Origin of the sequence: Sphingopyxis sp. GW247-27LB, assembly GCF_002277025.1 — a bacterium.
In the GTDB taxonomy this organism is placed as follows: Bacteria; Pseudomonadota; Alphaproteobacteria; order Sphingomonadales; family Sphingomonadaceae; genus Sphingopyxis.
Window position 1 is genome coordinate 456,099 of record NZ_NIWD01000009.1, and the last position, 13,820, is coordinate 469,918.

Annotated in this window: 17 protein-coding genes; 13 read left to right on the forward strand and 4 right to left on the reverse strand. The window is 65.4% G+C overall.

The window, feature by feature from the left end; all coding sequences use genetic code 11:
- The first annotated feature begins 15 nt into the window (after positions 1-15).
- The 8 genes from dnaQ to CD928_RS14585 all read left to right on the forward strand — a co-directional run bounded on the left by dnaQ (position 16) and on the right by CD928_RS14585 (position 5,449).
- Positions 16-714 carry a DNA polymerase III subunit epsilon gene (gene dnaQ / locus CD928_RS14550; RefSeq protein WP_095387809.1) on the forward strand — a complete coding sequence of 233 codons (699 nt, stop codon included), beginning with the start codon at positions 16-18 and terminating at the stop codon, positions 712-714.
- A gap of 47 nt (positions 715-761) precedes the next feature.
- Positions 762-1,334 carry a ribosome-associated translation inhibitor RaiA gene (gene raiA / locus CD928_RS14555; protein ID WP_095387810.1) on the forward strand — a complete coding sequence of 191 codons (573 nt, stop codon included), beginning with the start codon at positions 762-764 and terminating at the stop codon, positions 1,332-1,334.
- A gap of 151 nt (positions 1,335-1,485) precedes the next feature.
- Positions 1,486-1,950 (forward strand): PTS sugar transporter subunit IIA, encoded by a 465-nt coding sequence (locus tag CD928_RS14560; protein WP_095387811.1) that lies wholly within the window; start codon positions 1,486-1,488, stop codon positions 1,948-1,950.
- 21 nt (positions 1,951-1,971) lie between these two features.
- A complete protein-coding gene (locus tag CD928_RS14565) occupies positions 1,972-2,310 on the forward strand; it encodes a DUF1491 family protein (protein WP_095387812.1) in 339 nt (112 codons plus the stop codon).
- A 193-nt stretch (positions 2,311-2,503) separates the two neighbouring features.
- Positions 2,504-3,178, forward strand: coding sequence for a cell wall hydrolase (locus CD928_RS14570; protein ID WP_095387813.1), 675 nt, complete (start codon positions 2,504-2,506; stop codon positions 3,176-3,178).
- Between the two features lie 71 nt (positions 3,179-3,249).
- Entirely contained in the window at positions 3,250-3,879 is a 630-nt protein-coding gene (locus CD928_RS14575) for a DUF4136 domain-containing protein (protein ID WP_255247180.1), read from the forward strand.
- The gene (locus CD928_RS14580) at positions 3,876-4,985 is read left to right on the forward strand and encodes a M14-type cytosolic carboxypeptidase (protein ID WP_095387815.1); all 1,110 of its coding nucleotides are present in this window, start codon (positions 3,876-3,878) and stop codon (positions 4,983-4,985) included. Before CD928_RS14575 ends, CD928_RS14580 begins: the two co-directional genes overlap by 4 nt.
- Positions 4,982-5,449: a GNAT family N-acetyltransferase gene (locus tag CD928_RS14585; protein ID WP_176473593.1), complete on the forward strand. Its 468-nt coding sequence runs from the start codon at positions 4,982-4,984 to the stop codon at positions 5,447-5,449. Before CD928_RS14580 ends, CD928_RS14585 begins: the two co-directional genes overlap by 4 nt.
- A gap of 69 nt (positions 5,450-5,518) precedes the next feature.
- Here the strand turns inward: CD928_RS14585 and CD928_RS14590 are convergent, their stop codons facing one another.
- Positions 5,519-5,971: an Hsp20 family protein gene (locus CD928_RS14590; RefSeq protein ID WP_095387816.1), complete on the reverse strand. Its 453-nt coding sequence runs from the start codon at positions 5,969-5,971 to the stop codon at positions 5,519-5,521.
- Positions 5,972-6,168: 197 nt separating this feature from the next.
- On the opposite strand from CD928_RS14590, the gene gpmA reads away from it, so the two are divergent.
- Positions 6,169-6,855, forward strand: coding sequence for a 2,3-diphosphoglycerate-dependent phosphoglycerate mutase (gene gpmA, locus CD928_RS14595; protein WP_095387817.1), 687 nt, complete (start codon positions 6,169-6,171; stop codon positions 6,853-6,855).
- 116 nt (positions 6,856-6,971) lie between these two features.
- On the opposite strand, the gene dapD is transcribed toward gpmA, so the two are convergent.
- From dapD to CD928_RS14610, 3 genes are read right to left on the reverse strand one after another with little or no spacing between them, the layout of a single operon-like run.
- Complete coding sequence (gene dapD, locus CD928_RS14600) at positions 6,972-7,814, reverse strand: 2,3,4,5-tetrahydropyridine-2,6-dicarboxylate N-succinyltransferase (protein WP_095387818.1); 843 nt, start codon at positions 7,812-7,814, stop codon at positions 6,972-6,974.
- Positions 7,811-8,488, reverse strand: a complete 678-nt coding sequence (locus CD928_RS14605; protein ID WP_095387819.1) for a pyrimidine 5'-nucleotidase — start codon at positions 8,486-8,488, stop codon at positions 7,811-7,813. The genes dapD and CD928_RS14605 overlap by 4 nt, the downstream gene beginning before the upstream one ends.
- Before the next feature lie 39 nt (positions 8,489-8,527).
- Complete coding sequence (locus tag CD928_RS14610) at positions 8,528-9,034, reverse strand: DNA-deoxyinosine glycosylase (RefSeq protein ID WP_369679310.1); 507 nt, start codon at positions 9,032-9,034, stop codon at positions 8,528-8,530.
- 297 nt (positions 9,035-9,331) lie between these two features.
- Between CD928_RS14610 and rpsL the strand changes: the two genes are divergently transcribed.
- From rpsL to tuf, 4 genes are all read left to right on the forward strand, one after another.
- A complete protein-coding gene (gene rpsL / locus CD928_RS14615) occupies positions 9,332-9,703 on the forward strand; it encodes a 30S ribosomal protein S12 (protein ID WP_058805196.1) in 372 nt (123 codons plus the stop codon).
- 72 nt (positions 9,704-9,775) lie between these two features.
- Positions 9,776-10,246, forward strand: coding sequence for a 30S ribosomal protein S7 (gene rpsG, locus CD928_RS14620; protein ID WP_033074359.1), 471 nt, complete (start codon positions 9,776-9,778; stop codon positions 10,244-10,246).
- Between the two features lie 60 nt (positions 10,247-10,306).
- Positions 10,307-12,400 (forward strand): elongation factor G, encoded by a 2,094-nt coding sequence (fusA, locus tag CD928_RS14625; RefSeq protein ID WP_095387820.1) that lies wholly within the window; start codon positions 10,307-10,309, stop codon positions 12,398-12,400.
- Between the two features lie 118 nt (positions 12,401-12,518).
- The gene (gene tuf, locus CD928_RS14630) at positions 12,519-13,709 is read left to right on the forward strand and encodes an elongation factor Tu (RefSeq protein WP_095387821.1); all 1,191 of its coding nucleotides are present in this window, start codon (positions 12,519-12,521) and stop codon (positions 13,707-13,709) included.
- Positions 13,710-13,820: the final 111 nt, after the last annotated feature.

Consider the following 13,820-nt stretch of genomic DNA (forward strand, 5'->3'; position numbering starts at 1 on the left):
CAGATTGAGGCTTCGATGCGTGAGATTATTTTCGATACCGAAACGACGGGACTCGATCCCAGATCCGGGCACCGGTTGGTCGAAATCGGATGCGTCGAATTGATCGACCGCCGCGAATCGGGCCGGACCTTCCACGCCTATTTCCATCCCGAGCGCGACATGCCGGCCGAGGCTGAAGCGGTCCACGGCCTGTCGATCCAGTTCCTGTCGGACAAGCCGCTGTTCGCGGCGTGCGTCGACGAGCTGCTCGCGTTTCTGGGCGATGCGCCGATGGTCGCGCACAATGCCGCCTTCGACTTCGGTTTCATCAACGCCGAGCTTGCACGCGCGGGCCATCCCGCGCTCGACATGGCGCGCATGTGCTGCACCGTGCAGATGGCGCGCAAGCTCCATCCGGGGGCGAAGCACAGCCTCGACGCGCTCTGCACCCGCTATGGCATCGACCGCAGCCACCGCGTCAAGCATGGCGCGCTGCTCGATGCCGAGCTGCTCGCGCATCTCTATATCGAAATGACCGGCGGACGGCAGATTGGTCTCGGTCTCGCGGCGTCATCGACGGTTGCGGCGGCGACCGTGGCTTCGCCCGGCCCCGCCGTCGCTCCGTCCCGCCCGTTCCGCGAGCCGCGGCCGCATGCCGCAACCCCCGCCGAGCTCGCGCGTCATGCAGAATTCGTCGCCGCACTGCACCAGCCTTTGTGGCACGATAGTCCGTAGCGGCCGCCCCCGGTGGCGGCCGCTGAGACCCTCGAAGGAGAAGAGCAATGGAAATCCGCGTCTCTGGCCACCAGATCGAAACCGGTGAAGCGCTCCAGGCGCATGTGTCGGACCGGATGAACGCGATTGCCGACAAATATTTCTCGCGCGCGATCGGGGCGCACGCGACCTTCGGGAAGGGGCCGCACGACAGTTTCCAGTGCGACATCGTCGCGCATGTGATGCAGGGACTCGTGCTCAAGGGCCATGGCCAGGCGCAGGACGCGCATGTCGCCTTCGAGGGCGCCGCCGAGCGCATCGAGAAGCAGCTCCGGCGCTATATGCGACGATTGAAGGACAAGAGCAGCCCCAGCCAGCCTTCGGCGACCCTCGACGAGATTCAGGACAATGCGAGCTACACCGTCTTCGACATCGGCAGCGAGGACGACGAGGCGGGCGACGCGCCGGCGATCGTCGCCGAGACCCGCGTCGACGTTCCGACGACCAGCGTGTCCGACGCGGTGATGATGCTCGACCTGCGCGACACCAATGCGCTGCTGTTCGTCAACGGGCGGACGGGCGCGCATAACATGGTCTATCGCCGCCGCGACGGCACCATCGGCTGGGTCGAACCGCAATAGGGCTGGATTTTCTCCGCCATCCGGCCTAAGGGCCGCGCCCATTGATGCCCGATGCCGGGATGGCGGGGCCTGCCACGACCGATCCGCGACCGATCGCCAACCGATGAATCGGGCGGCCCGTCCCGACGCTTTGACAGATTTGACCAGACCCATGAACCTATCCTCCCTCCTCTATCCCGCGACCGTGCGTGCGCATGTTCAGCTCGATTCGAAGAAGGCGCTCTTTCCCTTCGTCGGCGATCTCGCCAGCCGCTCGCTGGGTCTCGACGCCGGCGAAGTCGCCGAAGCACTGCTCGAGCGCGAACGCCTTGGATCGACGGGATTCGGGCGCGGCATCGCGCTGCCCCACGCGAAGATGCCTGACCTCGCCGGCGTGCGCGGCCTGTTCCTGCAGCTCGCGCGGCCGATCGACTTCCAGGCGGTCGACGGCCTGCCCGTCGACCTGCTCTTCGTCATCCTGTCGCCGCTCGATGCCGGGGCCGACCATCTGAAGGCGCTCGCGGGCGTGTCGCGGATGCTCCGCAACGACAGCATCGCCGAGCGGCTGCGCGGCGCGAAAAACGACGAGGCGCTCTATGCGCTGCTCGCCGACACCGAAACGCGTGACGCGGCCTGACGCCGCGCCGCCGCTCTTTCCATGACGCGGCTGACCAGCCGCTTCCTCGTCGATCTCCTCCTCCGCCGAACCGACGCGGCCGGGGGATTCGCCGCTGTGCTTGCGGCGGGCGATGACCGGGCCGGAGTGATTCTCATCCAGTGCCGTGATCGCGGCACCCCCGGCCCTCTTCTCGAACGGCGGTTCGCCGCGGCCGGCGGCTATGCCTGGGAAGCAGTGGGACCCGACGGGCCCGCGGATTCGGAGGCGCGCGCGGCCTATGTCGATCGGCGCCGCAAGGCCGATCCGGACCTCTGGATCGTCGAACTGGATATCGCGGATGCGCCACGACTCGTCGCCGAATGGGGTTTGCTTGCTTGACATTGTTGCGCCGCACAATAGTTGGCCGACACGTTTTCACGCGTAGGTCGTTCCGCGGATTTTTTGGGTTCGCCCGGAATATCCGGCCCAACGGTTCGGACACGCAGTCGGATGATGACCGCAGGCGGCATACAGCATAGCCCCCGCCTGTTCTTGAGGTTCCGGTTCATCAGCCGCCCTTTTGACGGACAGTATGAGTCGCATTCTGAACGCCGCCAGCTTGGCAGCCGTGGCCATGACCGTGGTCCCCATGCTGCTGCTGGCCGAACCCGGTTTCGCAACCGACCTTGGCGCCGACGCCAACACCCCCACCATCGTGCTTCCGGGCGTCGAAACGCCCCCTGCGGCCGAACAAGCCGGTCCGTCGATCCAAGGCGAAGCGCCGGTCGACAAGGATGCCGATGGCGCCGAACAGCCCGTTCCCGACGCGGATATCCCCGACAAGCCGGTGACCGCCGAAACGCTCGCGGCGCTCGTCGATGCGACTCCGGTCCCCGCGACGATCGATCCCGAATTGCGCTGCCTCGCCGGTGCGGTCTATTTCGAATCGCGCGGCGAATCGCTCGCCGGGCAGCTCGCGGTCGCGCATGTGATCATCAACCGCGCCGAATCGGGCCGCTTTCCGACGAGCTATTGCGGCGTCGTCCACCAGCGCAGCCAGTTCAGCTTCGTGCGCCACGGCAAGATGCCGAAGATCCGCGAAGCAAGCGCGCAGTGGCGCAACGCGCTGGCGATCGCGCAGATCGCGCGTGACGACAGCTGGAAGACCAAGGCGCCGGGCGCGCTCTTCTTCCACGCGCGCTATGTCTCACCCGGCTGGCGCAAGACGCGCGTCGCGCAGATCGACAATCATATCTTCTATCGCTGAGGTGTGAAAGCGGCGGCACTCGCACGCCGTTCATTGCCAAGCCAGCTTCCCTGACGCATCATGCCGGCATGATGCGTCATCTTCCCGCCGTTCTGCTCGGCACCGCCGCGCTCGCTCTCGGAGCCTGCGCCACCCCCGTTCCGCCGGTCGAGGTCACGCGCTTTCACACCGCCGCGCCCGCGGGCTGGGCGCCGGGAACGCGCTATGTGATCGACAGCGCACCGCTCGCCGATCCGGCCGCGATGGCCGGGGGCGGCCAGCCGTCGCTCGAATGGGACAGCTATCGCACCGCGGTCGAGCGCCAGTTGCAATTGCAGGGTCTCGTCGCCGCCGAAGGCGCGGGCGCCAGCACCGCACCGCTCAAGGTTCGCATCGGTTTCGACCGCAGCGACCGTGTCGGCCGGGGCAAGCGATCGCCGGTGTCGGTCGGCGTCGGCGGTTCGACGGGCAGCTATGGCTCGGGGGTCGGTCTCGGGCTCGGCATCAATCTCGGCGGCGGGCCGCGCCAGATGCAGGATCTGCAGCTGACGGTGCGGCTCGACGATGCCGCGACCGGCCGTGCCCTGTGGGAAGGCCGCGCGATCTCGGCCGTCCCGGTCAAGGCGCCCGCCGCGCAGCCGTCGCTCGCGGCGGCGAAATTGGCCGAAGCCTTATTCAAGGACTTCCCCGGCGAATCGGGACGCTCTATCAGCGTCCCATGACCATCAGCATCAACGCCGCCTTCGACAGCGGCAATATCGTCGTGGAGTCGCTCGCCGGCACCTCCGCCCGCCTGTCGATCCGCAAGGATCGCGAATCCGACTTCTATCAATGGTTCCATTTCCGCGTGAATTGCGCGGTCGGCGATGCGCTCGAGCTCGCGATCACCGGCCTCGCGGACTCGGCCTATCCCGACGGTTGGCCGGGCTATGCCGCCTGCGCGAGCAGCGATCGCGAAAACTGGTTCCGCCTCGACACGGATTATGCCGACGGCACGCTGACGATCCGGCACACCGCCGAAAGCCCGCTCCTTTGGATCGCCTATTTCGCGCCCTATTCGATGGAGCGGCACCACGATCTCGTCGCCTCGGTCGCCGAATGCGAAGGCGTCACCTATCGCTGCCTCGGCACCAGCCTCGAAGGCCAGCCGATCGACTGCCTCGAAATGGGCACGGGCCCCGCGCAGGTCTGGCTCTATGCGCGCCAGCATCCGGGCGAGAGCATGGCCGAATGGTGGATGGAGGGCGCGCTCGAAAAGCTCACCGACCCCGCCGACCCGCACGCGCGTTCGCTCCTCCGGAAGTGCCGGCTGCACATCGTTCCGAATATGAATCCCGACGGCTCGCGCCGCGGCCATCTGCGCACCAACTATGCCGGCGTGAACCTCAATCGCGAATGGCACGAGCCCTCGGCCGAACGCAGTCCCGAGGTTCTCTGCGTTCGGAACGCGATGGACGAGAGCGGGGTCGACTGGGCGATGGACGTCCACGGCGACGAGGCGATTCCCGCGGTCTTCCTCGCGGGCTTCGAAGGCATTCCCTCGCTGAAGGACGAGCAGACGGCGAAGTTCCTCGCCTTCCAGACCGCGCTCGCCGCGAACACGCCTGATTTCCAGGTCGCGCTCGGCTATGAACAGTCGGCGCCCGGCCAGGCGAACATGACGATGTCGACGACCCAGCTCGCCGAACGCTTCGGCGCGGTGTCGATGACGCTCGAAATGCCGTTCAAGGACAATCGCGACCTGCCCGATCCGGTCGCCGGCTGGTCGCCCGAGCGTTCGAAGCTGCTCGCGCACGCCTGCCTCCAGACGCTGGACCAGATGCTGTGAGTTCCGCCTGGCGGATCGTCGAGGACGATCTGTCGGGCGCTGCGATCCGCGCGCTGCTCGAACGGCATTTCGCTGGGATGCTGGCGAACTCGCCGGCTGGGAGCTGCCACTTCCTCGATTTCGAGGGGTTGAAGGGGCCCGGCGTCACCTTCTGGTCGATCCACGCGGAGGGTGACCTCGCGGGCTGCGGCGCGCTCAAGATGCTCGATGCGCGCCACGGCGAGATCAAGTCGATGCGCACCGCCGATGCCTTCCTGCGCCGCGGCGTCGCGGCGCGCATGCTCGATCATATCATGGCGGAAGCGAAGGATCGGGGAATCGAACGGCTAAGTCTGGAAACGGGGTCGGGCATGGCGTTCGAGCCGGCGCATGCGCTCTATCGCCGCCACGGCTTCGAAGACTGCGCGCCCTTCGCCGATTACACGTCCGACCCCTTCAGCCGCTTCATGACGCGCCGGCTCTAGATACGTGAACGGGGCCCGGAAGGGACAACCGGGCCCCGTTCGTCAGCAGGCCACCCGAAGAGAGGGGAGTCAGGCGGCCTTCTTGCTGTCCTCGATGACCGGCGTGCCGCCGATCGCGATCTTGTGCGGCTTCATCGCCTCGGGCACTTCGCGCACCAGGTCGATGGTCAGCAGCCCGTCGGCGAGGTCGGCCTTGTCCACCCGCACGAAATCGGCGAGCTGGAAGCGGCGCTCGAAGGCGCGCGTCGCGATGCCGCTATAGAGAAGCTGGCGGCCCTCGCCTTCCTTGCCGGGCGCCTTGCGGCCGCTGACGGTCAGCATGTTCTGCTGCGCGGTGATGTCGATCTCGTCGCCCTTGAATCCCGCCACCGCGACGGTGATGCGAAAATGGTCGTCGGCGATCTTCTCGATGTCGAAGGGGGGATAATTGTCCGCCGATCCGGTGTTTTCGAGAAAGTCGAACAATCGGTCGAAGCCGACGGTCGAGCGGCGATAGGGGGTCCAGTCGAAACTGTTGCGCATGGGTCATTCCTTCCTTCGTAAAGCGAAGTCATGGGGCGTCGGCGCAGCGCCGCCGCCTCCGTCCGGCCCCGTTGCGGCGGCCGGATGCTGGGAATCTGGGTGCGGCCCGGGGCATTTCAAGAGGGGCGGTGGTCCTTCCCCGAAAGCCGCGCTAAGGGGGCGGCGAATCACCGCTCCCACGCAGGAAGGATCTCCCGATGCCGCAGCTCATCCTCATCCGTCACGGCCAGTCGCAGTGGAATCTCGAGAACCGCTTCACCGGCTGGTGGGATGTCGACGTCACCGAAAAGGGCGCGGCGGAGGCGTGGGCGGCGGGCGAACTGATGAAGGCAAAGGGCATCGCCCCGACGACCTGCTTCACCTCGGTCCAGACGCGCGCGATCAAGACGCTCAACCTCGCGCTCGAGGCGATGGGGCGGCTGTGGCTGCCGGTGACCAAGGACTGGCACCTGAACGAGCGGCATTATGGCGGCCTCACCGGGCTCGACAAGGCCGAGACGGCGGCGAAGCATGGCGATGAACAGGTGAAGATCTGGCGCCGCAGCTTCGACACGCCGCCGCCGCCGCTCGAAGCGGGTTCGCCTTATGATCTGTCGAACGACCCGCGCTACGCCGGCATAGCGATCCCCGATACCGAAAGCCTCAAGGACACGATCGCCCGTGTCCTGCCCTATTATGAAAGCGCGATCGCGCCCGAGCTCCAGGCCGGCAAGACGGTGCTCATCTCGGCGCACGGCAACAGCCTGCGTGCGCTGGTCAAGCATCTGTCGGGGATTTCGGATGCCGACATCACCGGACTCGAAATCCCGACCGGGCAACCGATCGTCTATGATCTTAATGACGACCTGACGGCGCGCGAGCGTTATTATCTCAGCGAGCGGTAATTCACTCCGTCATTGCGAGGAGCGTAGCGACGAAGCAATCTCCAGCTATCGGATCGTCACCCCGATAGCTGGAGATTGCTTCGCTTTGCTCGCAATGACGCCATTCTGGTTCGAGCTTAGTCGCGCAGCAGCTCGTTGATCCCGGTTTTCGCGCGCGTTTGCGCGTCGACGCGCTTGACGATCACCGCGCAATAGAGCGACGGCCCCTGCGTTCCGTCGGGAAGCGGTTTGCCGGGCAGCGATCCCGGGACGACGACGGCATAGGCCGGCACTTCGCCGATGAAGACCTCGCCGGTCGCGCGATCGACGATCTTGGTCGAGGCGCCGAGATAGACGCCCATCGACAGCACCGCGCCCTCGCGCACGATCACGCCCTCGGCGACTTCGGCGCGCGCGCCGATGAAGGCGCCATCCTCGATCACCACCGGTCCCGCTTGCAGCGGTTCGAGCACGCCGCCGATCCCCGCGCCGCCCGACAGATGGACATTGGCGCCGATTTGCGCGCAGCTACCGACGGTGGCCCACGCGTCGACCATCGACCCCTCGCCGACATAAGCGCCGATGTTGACGAAGCTCGGCATCAGCACCGCGCCCTTGCTGATATAGGCGCCGCGGCGGACGATCGATCCGGGGACGGCGCGGAAGCCCGCATCGCGAAAGCGGTTTTCGCCCCAGCCAGCGAACTTCGAGGGCACCTTGTCCCACCAGGTCGCGCCGCCCGGCCCGCCGTCGATGATCTCCATGTCATTGAGGCGGAAAGACAGCAGCACCGCTTTCTTCAGCCATTGATTGACCTGCCAGGTGCCGTCCGCATCGCGCGCCGCGACACGAAAGCTGCCGTCATCGAGCCCGGCGATCGCGGCCTCGACCGCCTCGCGCACGGCGCCCGTCGTCGTCAGGTCCAGCGTGTCGCGAGCGTCCCAGGCGGCTTCGATCGTGGCTTCGAGGTCGGTGCTCATGAAATTCCCCAAGGTGAAGGCAGATTGTCGAGCCAGTCGGCGATGTCGGTGACGTGAAAGTCGACATGCTCCGGCCGGTGGTCGCGATGGCCGCTTTCGCTGCCATTGTCCAGCCACACGGTGGTCATCCCCAGCGCTTTCGCAGGGGTCAGGTTGCGCGCCATATCCTCGACGAACAGGCTCCTCGCCGGATCAACGCCGAGATGCCCGACCATCGCCGCATAGGCCGCGGTCTCGGGCTTGGGGGTATAGGCGGTGGTGCGGATGTCGCAGATGCCGTCGAACAGGTCGGCGATCCCGCGCGCATCGAGCACGCGCGCGGCATAATCGGCATCGGCGTTGGTGAAGATCAGCCGCCGGCCCGGCAGCCGCTCGAGCCCCGCGCGCAGCCGCGCGTCGGGCGCAATGCGGTCGAGCGCGATGGCGTGGACGTCGGTCAGGAAATCCTCGGGATCGACGCCGTGGTGGCGCATCAGCCCCGCCATCGTCGTGCCGTGATCGTGGAAATAGCCCTTCTGCACCCGCCGCGCCTCTTCGGCATCGCAGCCGAGCAGCCGCATGATGAAGGCGCCCATGCGATCGTCGATCAGGTCGAACAGCTTCGCCGACGGCGGATAGAGCGTGTTGTCGAGATCGAAGATCCAGCTGTCGATATGGTCGATGCGCGGGGTCATGGCGCGGCGCTTAGAGGCTCGGGCCGGCAGCGGCAAGCATCAGGCGCCGAGCGCCTCGCGCAGCCGCATCCATGGCGCCAGCTTCGCCTCGAAGCCGATCGTGTGCGCGGCGCTGCTCGACGGCAGGTCGACCAGCGCGACGGAGCCGGGGCGCGGCAATTGGCGCCGCCCGATCGCCGCCGCCTTGCCGCCGTTGAACGCGATCATGCGAAGATCGGGCAGCGCCGCGACGAGTTCGGCGAGGTCGTGCGCCTCGGCGCCCCGGATGTCGCCGTCGCTGCTCGTCGCCCGCGCGGCGGAGCGGATCACGTCCCACAGGCCGATACCCGCCGCGGCGAGTGCCGCGAGGCGGGCGTCATAGGGGAGCGACGCCAGCGGTCGGCCGGTCACCGCGCCGAGCAGCCGCCAGAACTGGTTGGTCGGATGCGCATAATATTGACGCATCGCAAGCGAGCGGGCGCCGGGCAGACTGCCGAGGATCAGCAGCCGCGCATCGATGGCGACATGCGGAGCGAAGCTGGCGTGGCGTGGGGACGTCATCGCCATGCGCTATCCGACGGATTCCCCGGTCGCAACCCGCTTCGCCCTTGACCGCGCGGGGAATCGCCGCTAGGGGCGCGCACGGTCGAAAGCGGCGGACTTCCGTCTCATTCGATCACAACAGCGCTTGAACATTGCTGGCGCGGATGAAGCCTCCGGAAGATCCTTGCGATCCGCCGGGGTCTTTTGCTGTTATCAGGTCGGCCTTTTCTGCCAGTTTCGGCGGTCAAGGGCCGGAGCTTCATCCCCCGCGGCACAGTAACCGTTCGCTTTGATGGGCGGACACATAAAGGTGAAGCATTCATGCCCACGATCAACCAGCTGGTCCGCAAGGGCCGGACTCCCCAGAAGGTGAAGTCCAAGGTCCCGGCGATGGACGCGAACCCGCAAAAGCGCGGCGTTTGCACCCGTGTCTATACGACGACTCCGAAAAAGCCGAACTCGGCGCTCCGCAAGGTTGCGAAGGTCCGCCTGACCAACAGCCGCGAAGTCATCACCTACATCCCCGGCGAAGGCCACAACCTCCAGGAACACAGCGTCGTGCTGATCCGCGGCGGCCGTGTGCGCGACCTTCCCGGTGTGCGTTATCACGTCCTGCGCGGCGTGCTCGATACGCAGGGTGTGAAGGACCGCAAGCAGAGCCGTTCGAAATACGGTGCGAAGCGTCCGAAGTAAGGACCGCTTTTTCGGCTATTTGATCATCCGTGAGCGCCCGCGCGCCCGGATGCTGTTGTAAAGGAATATCCCATGGCTCGTCGTCGTCGTCCTGAACGCCGCGAAATCCTGCCCGATCCCCGTTTCGGGGATGTCGTGCTGTCGAAATTCATGAACAGCGTCATGCTGGACGGGAAGAAGTCCGTCGCCGAAAGCATCGTTTACGGTGCGCTCGAATCGGTCGAAGCCCGTGCCAAGAAGGAACCGCTCGGCGTGTTCCACGAAGCGCTGGCGAACATCCGCCCGAACATCGAAGTGCGCAGCCGCCGCGTCGGCGGCGCGACCTATCAGGTTCCGGTCGAAGTCCGTCCCGACCGCGCGCAGGCGCTCGCGATCCGCTGGCTGATCACGGCTGCGCGCAACCGCAGCGAAACCACGATGGCCGCGCGTCTGTCGGGCGAGCTGCTCGACGCGTCGAACAACCGCGGCAACGCGGTCAAGAAGCGCGAAGACACGCACCGCATGGCCGAAGCGAACCGCGCCTTCTCGCACTACCGCTGGTAACAAATCTTCCTATATTGGGGGAGGCCGTCCACGCCTCCCCCCAGCCTTAAGGAATCTCACATGGCACGCAGCCATCCGCTCGAACGCTATCGCAATTTCGGTATCATGGCGCACATCGACGCCGGCAAGACCACGACGACCGAGCGCATCCTCTATTACACCGGCAAGTCCTACAAGATCGGCGAAGTCCATGACGGCGCCGCGACGATGGACTGGATGGAACAAGAGCAAGAGCGCGGCATCACGATCACGTCCGCGGCAACCACCTGTTTGTGGAAGGCCGATGAGGGCAAGGGCCCCGAACATCGCCTGAACATCATCGACACCCCCGGACACGTCGACTTCACGATTGAAGTCGAACGCAGCTTGCGCGTTCTCGACGGCGCGATCACCGCGTTCGACGGCGTCGCCGGCGTCGAGCCGCAGTCGGAAACCGTGTGGCGCCAGGCGGACAAGTATAAAGTTCCGCGCATGTGCTACATCAACAAGCTCGATCGCACCGGCGCCAATTTCTATTATTGCGTCCAGACGATCATCGATCGCCTCGGCGCGACGCCGGCGGTGCTGTACCTGCCCATCGGCGCCGAAAGCGATTTCGTCGGTCTCGTCGACCTCGTCAACGAGCGCGCGATCATCTGGAAAGATGAAAGCCTCGGCGCCGAATTCTTCTATGAAGAGATCCCCGCCGACCTCAAGGACAAGGCCGCCGAATATCGCGAAAAGCTGGTCGAGCTCGCCGTCGAGCAGGATGATGACGCGATGGAAGCCTATCTCGAAGGCACCGTCCCCGACGTCGCGACGCTGAAGGCGCTGATCCGCAAGGGCACGCTGGCGCAGGCCTTCGTGCCGGTGCTGTGCGGTTCGTCGTTCAAGAACAAGGGTGTGCAGGCGCTGCTCGACGCGGTCGTCGACTATCTGCCCTCGCCGCTCGATATTCCCGACGTTCAGGGCATCAACCCGTCGAACGACCAGCCCGATTCGCGCGAGACCTCTGACTCGGCGCCGCTGTCGCTGCTCGCCTTCAAGATCATGAACGATCCGTTCGTCGGCTCGCTCACCTTCGCCCGCATCTATTCGGGGACCCTGAACAAGGGCACCTATCTGAACTCGGTCAAGGACAAGAAGGAAAAGGTCGGTCGCATGCTGCTGATGCATGCGAACAGCCGCGAAGACATCGAGGAAGCCTATGCGGGCGATATCGTCGCACTCGCCGGGCTCAAGGAAACCACCACCGGGGACACGCTCTGCGCCACCAACGCGCCGATCATCCTCGAACGGATGGAATTCCCCGAGCCGGTCATCGAGCTGTCGGTCGAGCCCAAGACCAAGGCCGACCAGGAACGCATGGGCATCGCGCTCAACCGTCTGGCTGCCGAGGATCCTTCGTTCCGCGTCTCGACCGACCATGAATCGGGCCAGACGATCATCAAGGGCATGGGCGAGCTTCACCTCGACATCCTCGTCGATCGCATGAAGCGCGAGTTCAAGGTCGAAGCGAACGTCGGCGCGCCGCAGGTGGCGTATCGCGAATCGCTCGCGAAGCCCGTCGACGTCGACTACACCCACAAGAAGCAGTCGGGCGGCTCGGGCCAGTTCGGCCGCGTCAAGGTCAGCGTCGCTCCCGGCGAGCGCGGGTCGGGCATCACCTTCATCGACGAGATCAAGGGCGGTAATATTCCGCGCGAATATATCCCGTCGGTCGAAAAGGGCATGCGCGAGTCGGCCGAGAACGGTCACATGATCGGCTTCCCGATCATCGACTTCGAAATCAAGCTGACCGACGGCGCGTATCACGACGTCGACTCGTCGGCGCTGGCGTTCGAAATCGCGGGCCGTGCGGCGATGCGCGAAGTGGCGGCGAAGGCCGGCATCAAGCTGCTCGAGCCGGTGATGAAGGTCGAAGTCGTGACGCCTGAGGAGTTCATGGGCGACGTGATCGGCGATCTCAACAGCCGTCGCGGACAGATCCAGGGCACCGACAGCCGGGGCATCGCCCAGGTCGTCGAGGCGATCGTTCCGCTGGCGAACATGTTCGGCTATGTGAACCAGCTGCGCAGCTTCAGCCAGGGGCGCGCCAGCTACTCGATGCAATTCTCGCATTATGAGGAAGTGCCGACCAACGTCGCCGAAGAGGTGAAGGCCAAGATGGCCTGATGGGTCAAGGCCGCGCGGGCTTGCACCGCGCGGCAAGACCTACTAAGGGCGGCGCCTGATTCAGCAGGGCTCGTCCACGACTGATCAACCCAAACATCGAACAAGAAGGTTCAAGAACATGGCTAAGGCTAAATTTGAGCGGACGAAGCCGCACTGCAACATCGGCACCATCGGTCACGTCGACCATGGCAAGACCTCGCTGACCGCGGCGATCTCGAAGGTTCTCTCGGAAATCCAGGGCGGCACCGCGGTCGACTTCGCCAACATCGACAAGGCGCCCGAAGAGCGCGAGCGCGGCATCACCATCTCGACCGCGCACATCGAATATGAAACCGATGCGCGCCACTATGCGCACGTCGATTGCCCGGGCCACGCCGACTATGTGAAGAACATGATCACCGGTGCCGCCCAGATGGACGGCGCGATCCTCGTCGTGTCGGCCGCTGACGGCCCGATGCCGCAGACCAAGGAGCACATCCTGCTCGCGAAGCAGGTCGGCGTTCCGACGATGGTCGTGTTCCTGAACAAGGTCGACCAGCTCGACGATCCCGAGCTGCTTGAGCTCGTCGAACTCGAAATCCGCGAAGAGCTTTCGAAGCGCGACTTCGACGGCGACAATATTCCGATCATCGCGGGTTCGGCGCTCGCCGCCCTCGAAGGCCGCGACGACAACATCGGCAAGGAAGCGATCCTGAAGCTGATGGCCGCCGTCGACGAATGGATCCCGCAGCCCGAGCGTCCGCTCGACAAGCCCTTCCTGATGCCGATCGAGGACGTGTTCTCGATCTCGGGTCGCGGCACCGTCGTCACCGGCCGCGTCGAAACCGGCATCGTCAAGGTTGGCGAAGAAGTCGAAATCGTCGGCATCAAGGACACCAAGAAGACCGTCGTCACCGGCGTCGAAATGTTCCGCAAGCTGCTCGACCAGGGTCAGGCCGGCGACAACATCGGTGCGCTGATCCGCGGCGTCGGCCGTGAGGAAGTCGAGCGTGGCCAGGTTCTGGCGAAGCCCGGCTCGATCACGCCGCACACCGAGTTCAGCTCGGAAGTCTATGTCCTGTCGAAGGACGAAGGCGGCCGTCACACGCCGTTCTTTGCGAACTATCGTCCGCAGTTCTACTTCCGTACCACCGACGTCACCGGCGAGGTCATCCTCCCCGAGGGCACGGAGATGGTCATGCCGGGCGACAACGTCCAGCTGACGGTCAAGCTGATCGCCCCGATCGCCATGGACCAGGGTCTGCGCTTCGCGATTCGCGAAGGCGGCCGCACGGTCGGCGCAGGGGTTGTGGCTTCGATCACAAAGTAATATAGGGCCGCGAGCCGCGCGATTCGGATCGATTCGCGCGGCTCGTAGCTTTTAGGAATTTCGATGGCCTCTCCGGCCTCCCTGCGGGGGTCGGAACAGGCCATTTCGGCT